Here is a 17,606-nt window from a genome sequence, read left to right as displayed (position 1 = left end):
GTTCGTCCTTCCTTCCCCCGAGGAGCACCATCAATGACCGATGCACAGCAACTCGCACAACAGATCCTCGACACCGTCGGTGGGTCCTCGAACATCGCCGACGTCGAGAACTGCATGACCCGGCTGCGGGTCGAGGTGGCATCTCCTTCCTCTGTTGATCTGCCGGCGCTCCAGGCCACCGAGGGGGTCATGGCAGCGATCGCCGCCGGGTCCAACCTGCAGATCGTGCTCGGGCCGGGGTTGGTGGACCGGGTGGCTGATTCGCTCGGGTCCTTGCGTGCTGCTCCTGTTCCGGGTGCGCCCTCGGCTTCGGTGTCGCCCGAGGAGCTGGCGGCGCGGGGCGCGTCGATCAAGGCATCCGCCCGTGCCCGTTCCGACGGCCGCACCATGCGTGCCATCCGTCGCATCTCGGCCATCTTCATCCCGCTCATCCCCGCGCTGATCGCCTGCGGGCTCATCGCCGGGATCAACGGCATCCTGACGAACCTCGGGTGGTTGCCCGGGGTGACGCCGTTCCTCGGCGTGCTGTCCTCCGGCTTCCTGTCCCTGCTCGCCGTGTTCGTCGGGATGAACGCCGCGAAGGAGTTCGGCGGGACGCCCATCCTCGGCGGCGCCGTCGGCGGCATCATCGTCGCCGCCGGTGTCGCGAACGTGACCGTGTTCGGGGAGACCCTGGCGCCCGGGCAGGGCGGTGTACTCGGAGCGCTGGCCGGCGGCATCCTCGCCGCCTACGTCGAGCGCTTCATGCGGAAGGTCACGCCCGACGTCATCGCGCTCATCGTCGTGCCGACCGTCACCGTGCTCGTCGCCGGCTCCGTGACGCTCGGCATCCTGATGTCCGTCGCCGGCGTCGTCTCCGTCGCCATCGGCACCGCGGCGACCTGGCTGCTCGCGAACGGCGGGGCCTTCGCCGGGTTCATCCTCGGCGGGCTCTTCCTGCCGCTCGTCATGACGGGGATGCACCAGGGGCTGATCCCCATCCACGCGACGCTCATCGAGCAGACCGGGTGGACCGTGTTGCTGCCCGTGCTGGCGATGGGTGGTGCCGGGCAGATCGGTGCGTGCATCGCGCTGTGGGTGCGGTTCCGGTCGAACGCCTCGCTCGTGCGGACCATCCGTGGGGCGCTGCCGGCCGGGTTCCTCGGGGTCGGCGAGCCGCTGATCTACGGTGTGACGCTCCCCCTCGGGCGGCCGTTCATCACCGCCTGCATCGGTGGGGCGTTCGGTGGCGGGGTCGTCGGGCTGTTCGACCAGCTCGGGCACTCCGTCGGGGCGATCGCCATCGGGGCGTCGGACCTGTCGCTCATCCCGCTGTTGGACGGGTCCTCGGGGTACGGCTGGGCGTTGCTCGGGTACGGGTCGGGGCTCGTGGTGGCGTACGTGGTGGGGTTCGTGGCGACGATGTTCTTTGGCGTGTCGGACTCGGTGCGGGCTGATCTGGAGGCTCAGTCGGCTGCTTCGCCGGGAGACCCTGTCGCGCCGGACGCGCCGCTCGATGTGCCGATCGCGGCTGCGTCAGTTACCAGTCGCTGATCGTTCGCTCCCTCACCGGGTCGTTCGACACCCGTCGATCCACAGATCCGCGCCTCGGTCCTCGCAGCGATGACCGGCCGACGAGGATCGGGGCGTGGAGGAATGGGAAGCGGACGACGCTCGGCGACGACACATGGCTCGCTTCGGTCGGCGCGACACGGCGCCCGAGCTGGCGTTGCGTCGAGAGCTGCACCGGCGAGGCCGGCGGTTCTTCGTCGACCGTCAGGTCAGTCGGCAATGCCGCGTTCGGCCCGACATCGTCTTCCCGCGAGCACGGATCGCCGTCTTCGTCGATGGATGCTTCTGGCACTACTGCGAGGAGCACGCGCACCTTCCGAAGGCGAACGCTGAGCTGTGGCGTCGGAAGTTGCTTGCCAACCGCCAGCGCGACGCTCAGAACCAGGCGATCCTGGTGTCGGAAGGCTGGCGTGTGTTGCGATTCTGGGAGCACGACCGTCCCGAGGATTCCGCCGCGTCCGTCGAGCACGCCCTCGATCAGTGGAGTGCGATCGCTGGTACTGCGGTGAGCCCGCCGGGCAGGATGGAACGCATGATCGAAGTCGTCGCCGGCGTACTCACCCAGCCCGACGGTCGTGTACTCGCCTGCCGAAGAGCGCCGGGTCGATCTGCGGCGGGACAGTGGGAGTTCCCCGGCGGGAAGGTGGAGCCGGGAGAATCCGCTGAGGAAGCCCTGCGACGAGAACTGCGCGAGGAGCTCAGCCTCGACGTCGTCATCGGCGAGCCGATCGACCGCTCCGTCACCCGTGTGGGCAGCATCGACATCGACCTCGCCACCTACCGAGTCGCCTGGGCGACGGAGGAACCATCGTCGAGCACCGACCACGACGAGTTGCGCTGGGTGTTCCCCGCTGAACTCGATTCGCTCGGATGGGCCAAGCCAGATCTGCCCACCGTGCGTATCCTGAACACCGCGGCTACGGCCTGACGTCCTGGAAGTCACCGCTCGAGATCGGCCACCAAACCGTGATCCCGACTGAGGTGCACAGCTCCACCATCGAGGGTCGGGGCTCGGACGGTAGGAGGATCGCCGGGGCCACCGCCAGACCACGACGTCCCGCGACCGCCGTGTAGTCGAGCACCTGCCCGATCGCGGTTCGCACGTAGGCCCGCGCGGTCGACTTCTTCGCTTCGACGACCTGGCCGAGCGTCGGGACGTAAAGGTCAGGCACGATCGTCACACCGTCCTCCGTGAGACGCAGCACCTGCACGTCCTCACCCCGGGCGCGGAGCCATTCACCGAAGCGGGTCTGCAGCTCGAACTCGCGACGGGAGACGGACCGCACCGACTCGCCTTCGTCGACCCGGCGCACCTGGTACTCACTGAAGTCGAGCGGTTGCCAGAGGGTCGTGACCGGAGACGCCTGGGTCTCGGGCCCTCGGCTCGAAGCGCTGCCCTCCTCATCGGCGAGAGCGGGCAAGAGCGACGTGTCCGCGTCGACGGCGACGAGGTTGAACACCAACCCGTCCCGTTCAGGGGAGGCGCCGGTCCCGGGAAACCTCTCCCAGGTGTAGGGCGGATCAGCGAGCGCGAAGCTCCCGACGTAGGTCACGGTGCCCTGACCGCGGAACACGCGGATCGGGCGACCGATCTCCTCGGATTCCGCGAGGGCCTTGTTGTTCCCAGTGAGCTTCTGATCACCGTGCTGCCCTTGTCCGGTGTAGCGGAACACACCATCGGCGCGGAGACCCTCGTGCACGCCGTAGCCGTGCTCTCCACCGCCGTCATTCGTGAAGACGAGCATCTCGTCCGACTTCACGACGCGCGTGATCCCGTCTTGACGGCTGCCCCCACCGAGACGGTCGTGCAGTGCGCGCCGGCCGATGCTCATGCCGATCGGGATGTCCCAGACCATTGCCATTCCCCTCGTTATGGGAACGGTAGGCGAACGGCTTCCCGACTTGCCAGGGCGCCTGCGCCCCCAAAGAGGGTGCAGGCAAGAACATCGGGCACGTTCGAGTTCCTGAGGACAGCCGTCGACACGACGGAACGACCAGGCTCACCTGACCGGGAGCTGTTCGACTGGCATTCAAGATGCGGAGCGCTACCGAGGTCCGGCGGGTCTGCGAATGGCGGAGGCCGGAACTGACCAACTCCGGTCGTTCAGCGCACTTGACTGCTCATGCTTCGCATGGAGGCGCAGGCCGCGGGGACTTCCGCGACATGTACGCGCGCAAGTGCGCTCGCAAATCGGGGTCACTGACGTACACGAACGTGCCACGCACTCCCCGCGTGAGGAGAACAGAGTAGATGTTGGAGACCAACCTCAGCAGATCGGCGTCGGTGTAGGTGATTCCGAGCCGCGGGTTGTTCTCCATGCCCTTCTTGTCGAAGTAGTTCGACCGGTCGAACACGATCCCCTGCGTGACCGGGTCGAATCGCAGGTCAGGGCCGATGATGACCCCGACGTAGTTCAGGTCGTACCCCTGCACAGTGTGGATCGAGCCGACTTGGTCGACCGCACCCGCTGAGCTGATCCAGTCAGTCTGTGTCTGGTTCCACCGGAGCTCTCGACCGTCGATCTCGATGTCCACGGCGCTCTTGTCGTGCTTGCTCTTCCACTTCCAAGCGTAGCCAGCGACGAGCCGCGAGAGACCTACTTCGTCGTCGCGTGCCCGGATGGCGTCGTGCATCTCGCCCAGGTCGTCGAACATGCGAAAGTCGTACTCGCCGAACGTTCTCGGCGCCGGTGATTCCCCACGCATGATCGCACGCACGTAGGACACGTAGTCGGCCCCGCCTTGCACTCGCATCTGGGTGAACAGTCGGTAGTACCGATCATGTCGCTTCGCTGTGTCGACGAGTGCTGATTGCAGCTGCTGCGGTAGATCGGCCGGCCGCACACTCTGCTCAGAATCGAGGAGGAATATCTGGTGCGTGCTCCGGTCCCGGATCCAATCGAGTTGGGTGTAGTGATCTTCATCAGCCCCGAAGAGTTGCTGATTGATCTCGCCGAAGCTCTTGTTCTGCGGTCCCGATGCCTGATTCGCGCGGTGGTTCAGTCGGTGCGACTCGTCGACGACCAGTAGGTCCCACTTCGCAGCACTCTTCCCGACTTCGAAGGGACTGAGCACCATCGTCTTCTCGAGGCCAGGGGTCTTGCGGAACACTCTCTTCAACGAGGAGCGGAGTGCCTGCTGCGGCACGACGAGACCGATGCGAAAGTCAGCCAGCAGGTCACGGTTGTCCTCGGTGAAGTAGTCCGAGAACATCGAGTCGCCGTCCACCTCGTCGACCCCGACGCCGTTCGCGATGTCTCGGAGAAGCTTGAGCAAGTAGACGGCGACGATCGTCTTGCCCGTTCCCGGGTCGCCCTGCACGACGATGGTGCTGCTGGAGCCGGTCAGCAAGTCGTCGAACAGCCCCTCGAGGATGTCCTCCATCACGACGGCCTGATCGCGGTTGAGCGCCTTGAACGGCGAAAGCTTGAACAGCTCGCTGTTCTCGATCTCGGCGATGCTGCGTGTGAAGAGTTTCTGCTCGCGCAGCGCTTCGAAGATCTCCTCGAAGGTCTCTCGGTACCTCGCCCGGTCGTAGTAGTCCGCGTTGACGACACCCTTGTTGCTGTTCAGGACCGTGTACTTGTCATCGCCGGCGAACAAACCGATCAGTTGCGACTCCAGGTCCAGACACACTGACTTGTTGAAGGTGCTGTCGAGCACCAGGCGCACTGCCTTCAGCGACCGACGGTCTGCGGAATCGAGGTGCTGCCGCATGCGGGAAGCGGTGTTGAGGGTCTCGCCGACGTACACACGCTTGCCGTCATCGAGGATGTAGACCACCGGCCAGTTCAGGAACCGAGGGTCTTCTTCGCGCCACAGCCGCAGGTGTCGCTCGTTGAACGGGAGCTGCGCGATGTCAAAGCTGGTCATACTTCGTGCTTCGTCCTCGGGCCTGATCGATCGGGTACTTGTCCCGAGTGATGGCGAGTTTCTCGCGGACGATCTCCGCGGGATCGAACCCGAGTCGATCGGCGAGGAGATGGCAGTACGTCAGGACGTCAGCGAGTTCCGATCGGACTCGATCAATGTCGGCGTCCGGGGTCCACTGGAAACACTCGAGTAGCTCCCCGGCCTCGATCGAGATGCTCTTCGCCAGGTTTTCCGGTGAATGGAACTGCGCCCAGTCTCGCTCTTCGACGAACGCGCGAATCTCCCCGCGCAACCCCTCATCGCTCATGTCGGCACGGTAGCAGGCCGGTGGCGTCTCGCAGCCGAGCGACGGGGGGGCGAGGAAAGGCGACTCCCACCCGAATGGGTGCTGTCCCGACTCCTCGCTTCACGGGAAGATGGACGGCGCGAGCGACCACGATGTGAGGGGAACACAGTGCTACGTAGAGCCGAGAACGTGTCGATGAGGCATCGCGTGAACTTGTTCACGCGCAGAGGCCGGGTCGAGCTGACCGTCGGACGCTCGACCTACTACGTGGGTGCAAAGCTCCGGAAGGACGAGCTCAGCGAGGCCTTCGCTTCATCTGATCGTAAGCCGGTCAAGATCGGGCGTGTGAAAGAGCGCCAGTACTGGTGGTTCCGCGGGCGATGGTTCTGGGACAACGACGCGCTTCTGCCCGAGCAGGTCTTCGCGTTGCTCGAGACCAGGGACCGACGCCAGGCCGCGACGATCGCTCGAGCACACACCATCGCAAACAGTCCGTCGCAGCCCGCGGAGCACCGACGCGGCGCAATCCCGAGGGACGTGAAGCAACTCGTCTGGGCTCGCGATGGCGGCCGATGCGGCACCTGCGGCTCGAACATCGAGCTACAGTTCGATCACATCATCCCGGTCTCACGCGGCGGGAGCAGCGAGCCAGAAAACCTCCAGGTGCTGTGCGGACCGTGCAACCGGCGCAAGGGCGTCGCCGTCGGTTGAGTGACGAGCGCCATCAGCCGTGGCGGAATCGAGAGACTGGCTCCGTGACGCGCTCTGAAATCAACCTCGCTCGAGCGCTCCCCCTCATCATGACGTGGATCATGATCGCTTCCCTGGTCGGGTGCGCTCAGACCGGTCAACATCGAGAATCGGCATCCAATGCACGAGGCGACGTGGTCGCTTTTGTCAAGCGAACGATGAAGGCTGCCAGCGGTGATTGGACCGCGCTCTCAGACGGACCCGCATCGTCGGAGCGCTCGACGGGCAACGGCAGCTCAGGCGTCACGTTCTCGTGGGGCCAGGAGCGGACCGGCGCTACGGATCCAGAGCCGCTCGTCCGTGCGGTTGCGAAGACGTGGAAGCAGCACGACTACGACGTCACGATCAAGCAGGACACGATCGACGACGGTCGGCCGCTCTGGTCAGCTGTCACCACGGGCCAGGCGGTGGAGTCCATCTCGGTCAACACCAGTCCGCGACGCGTCTCGATCGAGGTGCAGTCGGCTTGCGGGACGGGCGACATCGCAGACTACGAGTGACCGACGACGCAGCACGCGCGCGGAGGCGCTGAGCACGACCACCGCAGCGGACGGGAGACAGGGCTCCAACCGGCACCGCGCCTCCCGACCTTCACGACCTCGTCACATCACCACGTCAACACGAACCTTCCCCGCGTCCCCCCAGCCTCGAGCCGCTCATGCGCCTCCCCAGCCCGCGAGGCCGGCAACACCTCCGCAACCCGCGGCGTCACCGTCCCACTCTCCACCGCATGCCGTAGCTGCTCGAGCTTGTCGAACGACCGGTACTCCGCGAACACGGCAATCTGCTCGAACCGGATCCCACGAGCCCCGTCGCCCTCCCACCCACGCACGTCGAGGAACACTCCCCCGTCGCGCACTGCATCGACCACCGGAGCCCGCTGCACCGCAGCATCGGCGAGCGCATCGACCCCGTCCGGCACGAGCGCACGCACCGCGGCAGCGAACCCGTCTCCACGCTCCACGATGTGCGCCGGCCCGAGCGACCGGACCAGCGCTTCGTCCGCAGGCGCAGAATCCGCGATGACAGTGAGTCCAGCAGCGACCCCGAGCTGCACGACGTAGTTCCCGAGCAACCCCGCAGCCCCGGTCACGGCGAGCGTCTGCCCCGGAGCGAGCCCCGCCCGCGAGAGGATCTGCAACGCCGTCAGCCCGTTCATCGGCACGGTGGATGCGAGCGGGAGCGACGTCCCCCGAGGGATCCGCGTGAACGACCCGACCGGCGCGACGAGCTCCTCGACGTACGCACCACCGTGGGCGCTGAGCGGCAGCGCGATCGCCATGACCTCGTCGCCGACCTCCCATCCGGAGACGTCCGGCCCGACCTCGTCGATGACCCCGGCGGCATCCATCCCCGGCACGTACGGCGGCGACGCCTGCGAGCTGTCCCGCTGACCGGCACGCACACCGGTATCGGTCGGGTTCACGGCGAACGCCTGCACCCGGATCCGCACGGACCCCGCACCAGCGTGCGGCTCCGGCACCTCGTGGACGGCGAGGGCCTCCGGCCCTCCGAACTGTTCGACTCCTACGACCTTCACCGTTCCGGTCTACCGGACGTCGCTCAGCCGTACCCAGCGAGCGAGCCGGTGGCGGTGGTCGGGACGCACCATCCGTCGGACTGGAGGCGCGGATCACCGCCGCCCCGCGCCTCCAGTCCGGCACTCGGCCGGCTACACGGCGGGGGCGAGCGCCAGCTGCTCGCGCGCCACCACGGCGTCGGCGGCCGGGGGCCGGCCGTACGCCTCGCGGTAGTCCCGCGAGAAGTGGGAGGCGCTGCGGTAGCCGACGGCGGCCGCGGCGCGGGCGGCGGTGTCGGCGTGCAGGACCATGCGGCGACGCGCTTCCCCGAGTCGGGTGCGCTTGAGGTACTGCGCGGGTGACATGCCGGTGGCCTGCTTGAAGCGGGCGAAGAGGGTGCTCTCGCTGACCCGCAGTTCGCGGGCGAGGCGCTCCATCGACCACGGTTCGTCCATCCGCCCGGTCAGGAGTGCGGTCGCTTCCGTGACCAGTCCGGCGTCGGCTCCGGCTCGGTCGAGTGCGGCGGTGATGCGCGGCGCCTGCGCGGTCTGCAGCAGGCGGAGGATGATCTCGCGCGAGACGAGGGGGAACAGGACGGGGATGTCCTCGGGGGCGTCGAGCAGCGCGAGCAGTCGGCTGACGGCATCGGCGAGCGGGGTCGTCCACTCGCCGAGTCGTGGCAGGTCCGTGCGGCTCGTGCTGGACATCGTGCTCGACATCGACGCCACGACCTCGCCGACGACGACCGGGTCGAGCTTCCAGACCGCCGAGACGAAGCCGTCGCTCCCTGCCGTGTCGATCACCCCGGCGACCACGGGGAGGTCCACGGGCGTGATGATGAACCGCTCGCGGCCCCAGACATGGTCGTCGTCCCCGACGATCGAACGCTTCCGGCCGCGGAGGACGACGGACAACGACGGGACGTACCGCCGGTCGAAGAGTCCGGTCGGCTCATGGACGCGGGAGACGGTCAGGCCGAGTGCTTCGGCCCGCTGCACCGAGGCGGGACGGGCGACGGTCTCGACGGTGGCCGCCCGGTCGAGCACGGCGGCGTGCCGCGAGGCCACTTCCGCCGCGCGGTCGAGGTGCTGCGCCGTGCGATCGTCCACGTGCCCACGCTACGCAGTTCTCCCGGCGCCGAGGAACTCGTGCGGGATCCGGCAAGGTTCCCGCTGGATCGGGCAAGGTGCGGGGCTGCCCGGGGATCGAGCATCGATGCATGACCACTGCACTCCACGACCAGACCACCGTCCGCACCGCACTCGTGACCGGCGCCTCGAGCGGCATCGGTGAGGCAGTCGCCCGTGAGCTCGCGGCCGCCGGCATGACCGTCGCCGTGCACGGCCGCGACGCCGTCCGCACGCGTGCGGTCGCCGACGACATCGAGCGCCAGGGTGGCCGAGCCCTCCCGATCGTGGCGGACCTGTCCGCGGGTGCTCCCGACGTCCGGGCGTTCGCCGCCGCGGCCCGGGAGCTGCTCGGCGGTCACGTCGACGTCCTCGTGAACAACGCCGGCGTCTACCCCGGCGGTCCGACGGAGTCCCTGTCCGACGACACCGTCGACACGCTGCTCGCGACGAACATCCGCGCACCGCACGTCCTCGTGGCCTCGCTCGCTCCAGCCATGGCAACGCGAGGGTCCGGCGTCGTCGTGAACATCGGCTCGTGGATGGCCCGGGTCGGGGTGCCGTTCATGGGCCTCTACCCGGCGACGAAGGCCGCGGTCGAGCAGCTGACCCGGGCGTGGGCGGCCGAGTACGGGCAGCGCGGGGTGCGGGTCGTGACGGTGGCGCCGGGGGCCACGGCGACGCCGGGGAACGCGGACTCGGCGGACGTGCTCGCGGCGATGACGCAGGGGACGCCCGCGGGAGTGCCGGTGCAGCCGGTCGACATCGCCCGCGCCGTCCGGTGGGTGGTGTCGGACGAGGCGGCGTTCGTGACCGGCGGGACGCTCGACGTCGACGGCGGGATCGCGTCCACGCGCCTGCGCTGAGGGCACATCGCTGCGCGTCAGGGCGCCCCGGACGGGATGCAGTCGCTCTCCACCAGCAGCACGTTGTCGGCCCTGAGCCACGAGATCGTGGCGTCGGCGGAGTAGACGCTGAGGTCGAGGTGGCCGTTCCGCTCATCGAACCCGGTGTGGTCGCCCTCGGCCGTCCACGCCGTCCGCAGGGTCTCCGCGGTGCTCGAACGGTCGACCACGTCTCCGAGTCGGACGCGCTCGTGGAAGGCCCGACAGGTGTTGCCCGCGGCGGTCGTGCCGCTCGTGGACCAGGTGCTCGTCCGTACGGCGCTCGGCGCCACGTCGAGCAGCTGCAGCGCATCGTCGACGTACTCCTGCATCTCCTGGCCCGCTTCCTCGGCCGATCCGGGCCCGTAGCCCGAGTCCAGGTCGTCGAGTTCCTCCTGCCGCTGCTGCTGTGCGTACCTGTCGGCATCGCGGGCAGCGCGCGGGAGGATCTCGAACGACGGGACGATGACGAGCAGCACGACGGCGAGCTAGCCGACGCCCGCCACCACCGTCGCTCCCGATGCCGCCACCTCGAGGACTCGATCACGGAGCGCTCGGATCCCGGCGATGAGCGCTGGGACGGTGGCGAGCAGGCCGATCACGATCGCCACGATCTGCGGTCCGGCCGCAGCCCCGCCGTCGCTCGTCGATCGCCACGCGGAGCTGATCTGCACCACGAACGACAGGAAGAGTGCGATCAGGACTCCGATCGGCGCGACGACGATCCCGAAGATCAGCCGGTTGCGCCGGAGCCGCAGGTCGTCAGCCGTCGCGCTCTCCCCGGCGGTGGACTCGGGTTCCCCGGCCGTCACCGGTAGTCGTCCGGGTCGCCGAGGACGCAGCGCGAGTCCACGTTGACGTGCGCGCGGACCTTGGTGGCTGCCATCGAAGCACGGGGCTTGCCGTCGGCTCGCGCCACCACGGCGTAGACGTGACCGGTCTCCGGGTCCATCTCCGTCTGTGTCTTCGACAACTCGTAGCCCTCGCGCTCCCAGTGCTCACCTGCCTGTGCCACGAGCGTCCCGGGATCGTCCGGCGCGTCCACCTCGACGTAGTACCCGAACTGCACGGCCCGCGCCCCGTCGATCCGGCAGTCGTACGCGGCCGCCTTCGGCACCTCCTGCGGCCACGTGTCCGGGGCCAGCGCGAGCACCGACCGGAATTCGATGATCGCTTGCGATCGTGCCTCTTCGATCGTCATGGGCTGTCCCGCTCTCGTCGTCCCGCACCCGGAGAGCGCGAGGCTGGCAGCACCGGCGAGCGCCGCGAGGGCTCGGCCCGGGCGGCTCACACCACCCACGTCATTCGTCGTAGTCGTCGACGGACCCGCTGGCGCACGGCGACGTGATCCGCACGACGACCGAGGTCGCGTTCACCTGGTAGGCGGCACCTGCGGCCCCGTCAGCATCGGCCGTCGCCGAGTAGAGGATCCCGCCCTCGCCGCCGAAGTCCTTCTGCGACGGTTCGACCGTCAGCCCCTCGGACTTCCACAGGCGCTGGAACGTCTGTGCGACCGATCGGGCATCCGTCTCGGTCTTCACCGGCACGAAGTAGCCGAAGCGGACGCCGCCCGGGCACTTCTCGGCAGACGGTTCCGGTGTCTCCGGCCACGGCACGTCGACTGCCGCCTCGGTCTTCAGCAGCAGTTCCACGGCCGCGGCCTTGGCTTCCTTCGGTGTCGGCATCGATTGGCCCCCTCCAGCGCATGCCGTCACGCCGAGGGCGACGAGCGCCGCCACGACGATGACGATCTCCGTCTTCCACTGCACCCTCACGGCTGCGTCACCTCCGCCACATCGGACAGCGTAGGGGTACCGATGTCCAAGTACCCTCGGTCTCCTGATCCCTGTCCCGCGGTGAGTCCGTGGATGTTCACGCGGTGTGTCCCGGTTGTGTCGATCCTCGTCACCCCGTCGAAACCGTCGGCGGGGTCGAGCCGGTGCGGGAAGCTGTACTTCCGTCCGATGTAGGCGATGTCGCCCTTCTCTGCTGCCTGGGCCGCGTACATGTGGTCAGCGTGCGTGGCTGCCGCGTCAGGTACGGAGGACGGGATCCCAGCGGAGCCGAGGGTGACGAACGAGTGGACACCGAGATCGGGATTCCGGGCGAGCGTGAGTGCCGTCGTCGTGGATCCGTACGAGTGCGCGATGACGTTCAGTTGCGCGTCGGGCCGTACAGCGCGGAAGGCGACCAGGTCGGAGGCGAGCTTGGATGCCCCACGGTCAGCGTACGTCTCGCCCAGAACGCCGAGGTTGCCTGTGCTGGCTGCATTCGGCGGCGCCTCGTACCCGATCCACGACACGATCGCTGTGTCCGCCCCGACCTGCTGCTGCGTCGCCAGGACGTTCGCTCCGGCTCGCATGTACTGGGTCGTGTCAGCGAGCGATGACCCCATGCCCGGCACGAGGAACGACACGCCGTCGGCCGTGTCAAGGTCGCCGACGGAGAAAGCACCGAGCGGGGGCGCACCGTCGTGGAACGTGATCATCTGCCGCGGAACCTGGTCCACCAGGTCGAGTTGGGTACGCGCGCCGGCGCTGAAGTTCTTCAGCTGGTCGTACCGCTCCTGCGCCGAGATCAGCTCCCGTTGGGCGGCAGCCTGCGCAGCCCGCCCGACCGCCTTCCCGTACTTGTCCTGAGCATCGCGCAGGGCGCCGCTCGCCTGCGCGCACGCCCGCTGCGCACTCAACCGGTTCGCCTGGTCCCGCGCCCAGTACGGCACGCCGTTCAGGTTCCCGATCACCGCCGGCAACGCCGTGATGAGCGCGTCCTGCGCCGCCGAGTGCTCGCCGGCGGACCCCCGACCACCGAGTCCGTCCCACCAGGCCTGCACGGTCTCGGGCGGCATCCCGGCGAGCCGATCACCGACCGACCGGTCCTGCGCCGCCAGGACCTCGGGCGGCATCCCGGCGACGGCAGCGAGGAAGTCGGCGTCGCTCATCCTGCCGAGCGTCCCCGAGTACGAAGGCGCCACGCCGAGGACGTCGGTGGCGGACAGCCCGGCCGACGCAGCACGGTCCGCCGTGGCCCGTCGTCGGACGAGTGCATCCCACTCGGCATCGAGACGGGATGCGGTCGCTGCGAGGTCGTCCGCGTCGGACTGCAGCCGGCGAGCCTGTCGCGCGTCGGCATCGGTAGCGTCCTTCGCCGAGACGGCCAGCTTCGCCGCGGAGAGGGACAGGGCGGTGATGGCCGAGTCCATGGCGGTGGTCAACTGGGACGCACGGATGCGCTCGGCCTCGTCCTGGATCCGCTGCACTTCGTCGGCGTAGGTACCGAGCACGTCGATGGCGGCGTCGAGTCGACCGATGATGCGCTGTGCTGCGGGTGCGATCGTGCCGACGGTGGCGGAGAACCGGTCCTTCGACGCGCCCTCCCAGTCGGCTGCGTCATCGGCGGCACGAGCAACCGTCGTGGCTCCGGTGCGGAGGTCGTCCTGGCGGTCGGCGAGTGCGCGGGAGAGCTTCGTGACGGCGGCCGGGTCGCCGGCGAGCGGGTCGGCCGTCATCCCGCACCCCCGGCCTTGCCCGCGAGGTCGTCGTCGGCGTCCTGCACGAGCGACTTCGTGTCGTGCGCGTACTGCCCGAGCGTGCGACTGGTGTCGCCCAGCCACGCGGCCGATCGCTGCTGCGCCACACGGAACGTCGCGAAGGCCGCGGCCACGTCGTCGGCGCCGAAGGCCTCGCCGTCCGCCGGCATCGAGGCCCCCTCGAACGTCTTCGTCGCCGACTCCAGGGCGTTGTACACGCCGTCGAGCGTGCTGTAGGAGACCCGTAGGTCCGCCATCGTCTCCCCCTTCCGACGCCGCACCCACCGCGGCGCCCCCACCGGCAACATATCACCCACGTTGCCGGACGCAACCAGCCTGTGGACGACCGGTGCACGGCCAGGCCGCACCGCGCCTCCAGTCCGGCGGGCCATCCTCCGATCGGAGGATGCGACGACCACCGCACCGGCCGATCCCCTCATCGCATCCAACGGTCAGGCTGGACCCATGCCCGACACCCCCGCCATCGAAGTCCACCACCTCACGAAGCAGTACGCCACCGGCAAGCGCGCCGTGGACGACGTCTCCTTCGACATCCCCCGCGGCGAGACCTTCGCGCTCCTCGGCCCGAACGGCGCCGGCAAGACCACCACGGTCGAGATCCTCGAGGGCTACCGCACCCGCACCGACGGTGACGTCCGGGTGCTCGGCCACGACCCCGCCCGCACGAGCCGCAGCCACAACGCACGCATCGGGATCGTCCTGCAGACCAGCGCCGAGTCCCCCAACGTCACCGTCGCGGAACAGCTCCGGCACTTCACGACCCTGTACCCGCGGCACCGCAGCGTCGAAGAACTCCTCGAGAAGACCGGCCTCGAGCCGCAGCGCAACACCCGCATCAGCAGACTGAGCGGCGGCCAACGTCGGCGCGTCGACGTCGCCCTCGGCATCATCGGCCGCCCCGAGGTCCTCTTCCTCGACGAGCCCACGACCGGCTTCGACCCGGAGGCCCGGCGCCGCTTCTGGGACCTCATCGACGAGGTCAAGCGCGAAGGCACGACGATCCTCCTCACCACGCACTACCTCGACGAGGCCGCACACCTCGCCGACCGGGCAGCGGTCATCGCCGACGGCCGGCTGCTCGACATCGCCCCGATCGACGAGATCGGCGGCGCCGAGGCCCGCACCCCGCGCGTCAGGTGGCGTGACGACGTCGGCGAACCCCACAAACGGCGGACGAACGAACCGACCGCCCTGATCCGGAGCACCCCGGAACCCATGCACGACCTCGAAGTCATCCGCCCGTCCCTCGAGGACGTCTACCTCGGAATGGTCGGCCACCGATGAGCGCCACAACGACGAACACGACCACCGCGAACGCCGCCACGATCGGCGCGCACCGCATCGGCTACGAACTCCGCTCGTACTTCCGAGCGCCCGACGCCGTCTTCTTCACCTTCCTCTTCCCCATCGTGATGCTGGCGCTGTTCTCGGTCGCGTTCAGCAGCGCGCCGGACATCCAGGCGGGACCGAACGTCAGCGTCGACTACGCCACGTACTACCTGCCCGGCCTGGTCGCGACTGGCATCCTGCTGTCCGGCACGCAGTCCCTCGGCGTCGACATCGCGGGCGAACGCAGCGACGGCACGCTGAAGCGTCTGGGCGGCACACCCCTGCCGGTGGTGAGCTACTTCATCGGCAAGATCGGCATGGTCCTCGTCACGACGGTCGTGCAGACCGCCCTGCTGCTGGCGATCGCGAGCCTCGTCTTCGGCGTGGACCTGCCCACCGACGGCGGCGCGTGGGCGCACTTCGCGGGCATCATGCTCCTCGGGGTCGCGACGAGCTGCGTCCTCGGCATCGCGATCTCGGCGCTCCCCCGCGAGGGCCGCCGCGCCACCGCCACGATCGTCCCCATCGTCCTGGTCCTCCAGTTCATCTCCGGCGTCTACCTCCCCTTCACGCAGCTCCCCGACTGGCTGCAGAACGTCGCGTCCGTCTTCCCCCTGCGGTGGATGGCGTCCGGCATGCGGTCGGTCTTCCTGCCCGACGCGTTCGCGTCCGCCGAGCCAGGAGGCGCGTGGCACCTCGGCCTGGGAGCCCTCGTCCTGACAGCGTGGCTGGTCGTGGGCGCGGTGGCCTGCCTGCTGACGTTCCGGTGGAATCGCAAGGACGCGTGATCCGGCCTGTGGAAAACCGCTCGGCGGCATCCGGGCGATGGGATGCTGAGGCCATGGACCGCATCACGGCGCACCGCAACTGGGGCCTGCACGTGGCGTTCGGCGTCACGATCGCCCTCGTCGCGGTGATCACCGTGCTCGGGTGGTCCCCGTGGACGGACCGGTGGCCGGCGTTCGCGATGCTCGGCGTCCTCGCCGTGGCCTACGCGGCGTACGGCTGGCGCGGCTACGAGGTCCCCCACGCTGCCGCCGGCTTCGTCCCGCTGCTGGTGCTCGCGGCGCTCGTGCTCCCCGCGGTCGTCCCGAGCACCGCGCTCGTGCAGTGCATCCTCTTCCCCGTCGCGTGGTGCCAGATCGACCGGACACGGACGGCGGTGGTGGTCTCGGTCGCGATCGGCGTCGCCGCGGGGATCGGGCTCCAGATCGCGAGCGGCCCGGACAGCCTCGTCAGCACGGTCCTCATCGAGGGCGTCAGCATCGCGGGTGCCTGCGCGCTCGGACTCTGGATCACCCGGATCGCCGAACTCTCCGACGAACGACGCCGCCTGCTCGACGAACTCCGCGCGACCCAGGACTCCCTCGCCGAGGCGCACCGCAGCGCCGGCGTGACGAGCGAACGCGAACGCCTCGCCCGCGAGATCCACGACACCGTCGCACAGAACCTCGCCGGCATCGTCATGCTCACCGAGCGCGCCCGCGGGGACCTCGCGGCCGAACGTGTCGACCGACTCGACGAGCGACTCACCATCCTCGAGGAGTCCGCGCGCGCAGCACTCGAAGAGTCCCGCACCCTCGTCGCTGCGGGCGCTGCCGGGGTGGCGGGCGACGGACTCGGCGCCGCCCTGCACCGCCTCGGCGAGCGGTTCACGCGCGAGACCGGCATACCGGTCACGGTCGAGGCAGCGGACTGCGCGCTGGACCGCGACACGCAGGTGGTGCTGCTCCGCGCCGCCCAGGAGGCACTGGCCAACGTCCGCGCGCACGCCCACGCCGCCACGGCGCGGGTCGCACTGCACGTGGCAGCCGATCAGGTCGGCCTCCGGGTCTCGGACGACGGCGTCGGCTTCGACGCATCCCTCCCGACCGCCGGCCACGGGTTGCGGGGCCTGCGCGAGCGGCTCGCCCTCGCCGGCGGCACCTGCGCCATCACGAGCGAGGCCGGACGTGGCACCGTCGTCGAGGTGACGCTGCCCACCGGGGCCGAGCCGCGCCTCCCGGCAGTCGACGCACCACTGACGGAGGTGCACCGGTGATCCGCGTCGTCGTGGCGGACGACCACCCCATCGTCCGCGCCGGCATCGTCGCGCTGCTCCAGGACGCCGACGACGTCGAGGTGGTCGGGCAGGCGAGCGACGGCGAGGCGGCGGTCGCGATCACGCTCGCCGAACGACCCGACGTCGTCCTGATGGACCTCCGGATGCCCGGCCTCGACGGCGACGACGCCACCGCGCGGATCCTCGCCCGCGAGCCGAACGTCCGCGTGCTCATCCTCACGACCTACGAGTCGGACGACCAGATCCTCGCCGCGATCGAGGCCGGTGCCGCGGGGTACCTGCTCAAGGCGGCGCCGGAGTCGGAGATCCTCGCGGGCCTCCGCGCGACGGCACGCGGTGGGACGGCACTCGCACCCTCGGCCGCAGCTGCCCTCGTCCGCCGGGCGACCGGCAAGCCCACGACCGGGCCGACACTGTCACCGCGCGAGCTCGAGGTCCTGCAGCTCGTCGCGCAGGGCAACTCGAACCCGGCGATCGGCCGCACGCTCTTCCTCAGCGAGACCACCGTCAAGACGCACCTCGGGCACGTGTTCGAGAAGCTCGGCGTGAACGACCGGACGCGCGCCGTGACCCGCGCGATGGAGCTCGGCCTGCTGCGCTGACCCCGCCCCGACGGTCCCGCGGTCGCCCCGGAGCTCGCCGCCCTCCGACGAGGGGCACGAACCGTCATCGAC

General features: G+C 69.2%; 20 protein-coding genes. 9 read left to right on the top strand and 11 right to left on the bottom strand.

Translation table 11 applies throughout. The features are described from left to right. Positions 1 to 33: 33 nt before the first annotated feature. Positions 34 to 1,533, top strand: a complete 1,500-nt coding sequence (locus tag BIV01_RS02230; RefSeq protein WP_071301801.1) for a PTS transporter subunit EIIC — start codon at positions 34 to 36, stop codon at positions 1,531 to 1,533. A gap of 94 nt (positions 1,534 to 1,627) precedes the next feature. Then, the gene (vsr, locus tag BIV01_RS20155) at positions 1,628 to 2,479 is read left to right on the top strand and encodes a DNA mismatch endonuclease Vsr (protein WP_254791762.1); all 852 of its coding nucleotides are present in this window, start codon (positions 1,628 to 1,630) and stop codon (positions 2,477 to 2,479) included. On the opposite strand, the gene BIV01_RS02220 is transcribed toward vsr, so the two are convergent. From BIV01_RS02220 to BIV01_RS02210, 3 genes are all read right to left on the bottom strand, one after another. Then, positions 2,469 to 3,407: a hypothetical protein gene (locus tag BIV01_RS02220; protein ID WP_071301800.1), complete on the bottom strand. Its 939-nt coding sequence runs from the start codon at positions 3,405 to 3,407 to the stop codon at positions 2,469 to 2,471. The genes vsr and BIV01_RS02220 overlap by 11 nt on opposite strands. A 265-nt stretch (positions 3,408 to 3,672) precedes the next feature. Beyond that, positions 3,673 to 5,424 carry a DUF2075 domain-containing protein gene (locus BIV01_RS02215; protein WP_071301799.1) on the bottom strand — a complete coding sequence of 584 codons (1,752 nt, stop codon included), beginning with the start codon at positions 5,422 to 5,424 and terminating at the stop codon, positions 3,673 to 3,675. Then, on the bottom strand, positions 5,411 to 5,731 hold the full coding sequence (locus BIV01_RS02210; protein ID WP_071301798.1) for a nucleotide pyrophosphohydrolase: 321 nt from the start codon (positions 5,729 to 5,731) through the stop codon (positions 5,411 to 5,413). The genes BIV01_RS02215 and BIV01_RS02210 overlap by 14 nt, the downstream gene beginning before the upstream one ends. A gap of 186 nt (positions 5,732 to 5,917) precedes the next feature. On the opposite strand from BIV01_RS02210, the gene BIV01_RS02205 reads away from it, so the two are divergent. Next, on the top strand, positions 5,918 to 6,421 hold the full coding sequence (locus BIV01_RS02205; protein WP_175473620.1) for an HNH endonuclease: 504 nt from the start codon (positions 5,918 to 5,920) through the stop codon (positions 6,419 to 6,421). A 44-nt stretch (positions 6,422 to 6,465) separates the two neighbouring features. Then, a complete protein-coding gene (locus BIV01_RS02200; RefSeq protein ID WP_139199180.1) occupies positions 6,466 to 6,960 on the top strand; it encodes a hypothetical protein in 495 nt (164 codons plus the stop codon). Positions 6,961 to 7,067: 107 nt separating this feature from the next. On the opposite strand, the gene BIV01_RS02195 is transcribed toward BIV01_RS02200, so the two are convergent. Beyond that, complete coding sequence (locus BIV01_RS02195; RefSeq protein ID WP_071301795.1) at positions 7,068 to 8,000, bottom strand: NADP-dependent oxidoreductase; 933 nt, start codon at positions 7,998 to 8,000, stop codon at positions 7,068 to 7,070. Between the two features lie 132 nt (positions 8,001 to 8,132). After that, the gene (locus BIV01_RS02190) at positions 8,133 to 9,089 is read right to left on the bottom strand and encodes an AraC family transcriptional regulator (protein ID WP_071301794.1); all 957 of its coding nucleotides are present in this window, start codon (positions 9,087 to 9,089) and stop codon (positions 8,133 to 8,135) included. A gap of 110 nt (positions 9,090 to 9,199) precedes the next feature. Here BIV01_RS02190 and BIV01_RS02185 point away from each other — a divergent pair, with 110 nt between their 5' ends. Then, complete coding sequence (locus BIV01_RS02185) at positions 9,200 to 9,973, top strand: SDR family NAD(P)-dependent oxidoreductase (protein WP_071301793.1); 774 nt, start codon at positions 9,200 to 9,202, stop codon at positions 9,971 to 9,973. Between the two features lie 17 nt (positions 9,974 to 9,990). On the opposite strand, the gene BIV01_RS02180 is transcribed toward BIV01_RS02185, so the two are convergent. The 6 genes from BIV01_RS02180 to BIV01_RS02155 form a co-directional block, all read right to left on the bottom strand. Next, positions 9,991 to 10,470, bottom strand: coding sequence for a hypothetical protein (locus BIV01_RS02180; RefSeq protein WP_071301792.1), 480 nt, complete (start codon positions 10,468 to 10,470; stop codon positions 9,991 to 9,993). A 9-nt stretch (positions 10,471 to 10,479) separates the two neighbouring features. Then, positions 10,480 to 10,803: a hypothetical protein gene (locus BIV01_RS02175; protein ID WP_071301791.1), complete on the bottom strand. Its 324-nt coding sequence runs from the start codon at positions 10,801 to 10,803 to the stop codon at positions 10,480 to 10,482. After that, positions 10,800 to 11,192, bottom strand: coding sequence for a hypothetical protein (locus BIV01_RS02170; RefSeq protein WP_071301790.1), 393 nt, complete (start codon positions 11,190 to 11,192; stop codon positions 10,800 to 10,802). The genes BIV01_RS02175 and BIV01_RS02170 overlap by 4 nt, the downstream gene beginning before the upstream one ends. A gap of 100 nt (positions 11,193 to 11,292) precedes the next feature. After that, the gene (locus BIV01_RS02165; RefSeq protein WP_139199179.1) at positions 11,293 to 11,766 is read right to left on the bottom strand and encodes a hypothetical protein; all 474 of its coding nucleotides are present in this window, start codon (positions 11,764 to 11,766) and stop codon (positions 11,293 to 11,295) included. After that, a complete protein-coding gene (locus BIV01_RS02160) occupies positions 11,763 to 13,499 on the bottom strand; it encodes an alpha/beta hydrolase (protein WP_071301788.1) in 1,737 nt (578 codons plus the stop codon). The genes BIV01_RS02165 and BIV01_RS02160 overlap by 4 nt, the downstream gene beginning before the upstream one ends. Further along, positions 13,496 to 13,777, bottom strand: coding sequence for a hypothetical protein (locus BIV01_RS02155; RefSeq protein ID WP_071301787.1), 282 nt, complete (start codon positions 13,775 to 13,777; stop codon positions 13,496 to 13,498). The genes BIV01_RS02160 and BIV01_RS02155 overlap by 4 nt, the downstream gene beginning before the upstream one ends. Positions 13,778 to 13,985: 208 nt before the next feature. On the opposite strand from BIV01_RS02155, the gene BIV01_RS02150 reads away from it, so the two are divergent. The 4 genes from BIV01_RS02150 to BIV01_RS02135 are packed head-to-tail and all read left to right on the top strand — an operon-like array spanning position 13,986 to position 17,534. Then, positions 13,986 to 14,825 carry an ABC transporter ATP-binding protein gene (locus BIV01_RS02150; RefSeq protein WP_071301786.1) on the top strand — a complete coding sequence of 280 codons (840 nt, stop codon included), beginning with the start codon at positions 13,986 to 13,988 and terminating at the stop codon, positions 14,823 to 14,825. Continuing rightward, entirely contained in the window at positions 14,822 to 15,658 is an 837-nt protein-coding gene (locus BIV01_RS02145) for an ABC transporter permease (protein ID WP_071301785.1), read from the top strand. The genes BIV01_RS02150 and BIV01_RS02145 overlap by 4 nt, the downstream gene beginning before the upstream one ends. 53 nt (positions 15,659 to 15,711) lie before the next feature. Then, positions 15,712 to 16,911 carry a sensor histidine kinase gene (locus tag BIV01_RS02140; protein WP_071301784.1) on the top strand — a complete coding sequence of 400 codons (1,200 nt, stop codon included), beginning with the start codon at positions 15,712 to 15,714 and terminating at the stop codon, positions 16,909 to 16,911. Further along, positions 16,908 to 17,534 (top strand): response regulator transcription factor, encoded by a 627-nt coding sequence (locus tag BIV01_RS02135; RefSeq protein ID WP_071301783.1) that lies wholly within the window; start codon positions 16,908 to 16,910, stop codon positions 17,532 to 17,534. Before BIV01_RS02140 ends, BIV01_RS02135 begins: the two co-directional genes overlap by 4 nt. Positions 17,535 to 17,606: the final 72 nt, after the last annotated feature.

The organism is Curtobacterium sp. MCBA15_013 (genome assembly GCF_001865095.1).
Classification (GTDB): Bacteria; Actinomycetota; Actinomycetes; order Actinomycetales; family Microbacteriaceae; genus Curtobacterium.
This window is presented reverse-complemented; position numbering and strand designations above follow the sequence as displayed.

Bases quoted from the DNA above. Each gene is read 5' to 3' on its own strand.
- BIV01_RS02185 (WP_071301793.1), top strand. From the start codon at position 9,200: ATGACCACTGCACTCCACGACCAGACCACCGTCCGCACCGCACTCGTG.
- BIV01_RS02150 (WP_071301786.1), top strand. From the start codon at position 13,986: ATGCCCGACACCCCCGCCATCGAAGTCCACCACCTCACGAAGCAGTAC.
- BIV01_RS02145 (WP_071301785.1), top strand. From the start codon at position 14,822: ATGAGCGCCACAACGACGAACACGACCACCGCGAACGCCGCCACGATC.
- BIV01_RS02170 (WP_071301790.1), bottom strand. From the start codon at position 11,192: ATGACGATCGAAGAGGCACGATCGCAAGCGATCATCGAATTCCGGTCG.
- BIV01_RS02155 (WP_071301787.1), bottom strand. From the start codon at position 13,777: ATGGCGGACCTACGGGTCTCCTACAGCACGCTCGACGGCGTGTACAAC.
- BIV01_RS02160 (WP_071301788.1), bottom strand. From the start codon at position 13,499: ATGACGGCCGACCCGCTCGCCGGCGACCCGGCCGCCGTCACGAAGCTC.
- BIV01_RS02230 (WP_071301801.1), top strand. From the start codon at position 34: ATGACCGATGCACAGCAACTCGCACAACAGATCCTCGACACCGTCGGT.
- BIV01_RS02140 (WP_071301784.1), top strand. From the start codon at position 15,712: ATGGACCGCATCACGGCGCACCGCAACTGGGGCCTGCACGTGGCGTTC.
- BIV01_RS02220 (WP_071301800.1), bottom strand. From the start codon at position 3,407: ATGGTCTGGGACATCCCGATCGGCATGAGCATCGGCCGGCGCGCACTG.
- BIV01_RS02215 (WP_071301799.1), bottom strand. From the start codon at position 5,424: ATGACCAGCTTTGACATCGCGCAGCTCCCGTTCAACGAGCGACACCTG.
- BIV01_RS02210 (WP_071301798.1), bottom strand. From the start codon at position 5,731: ATGAGCGATGAGGGGTTGCGCGGGGAGATTCGCGCGTTCGTCGAAGAG.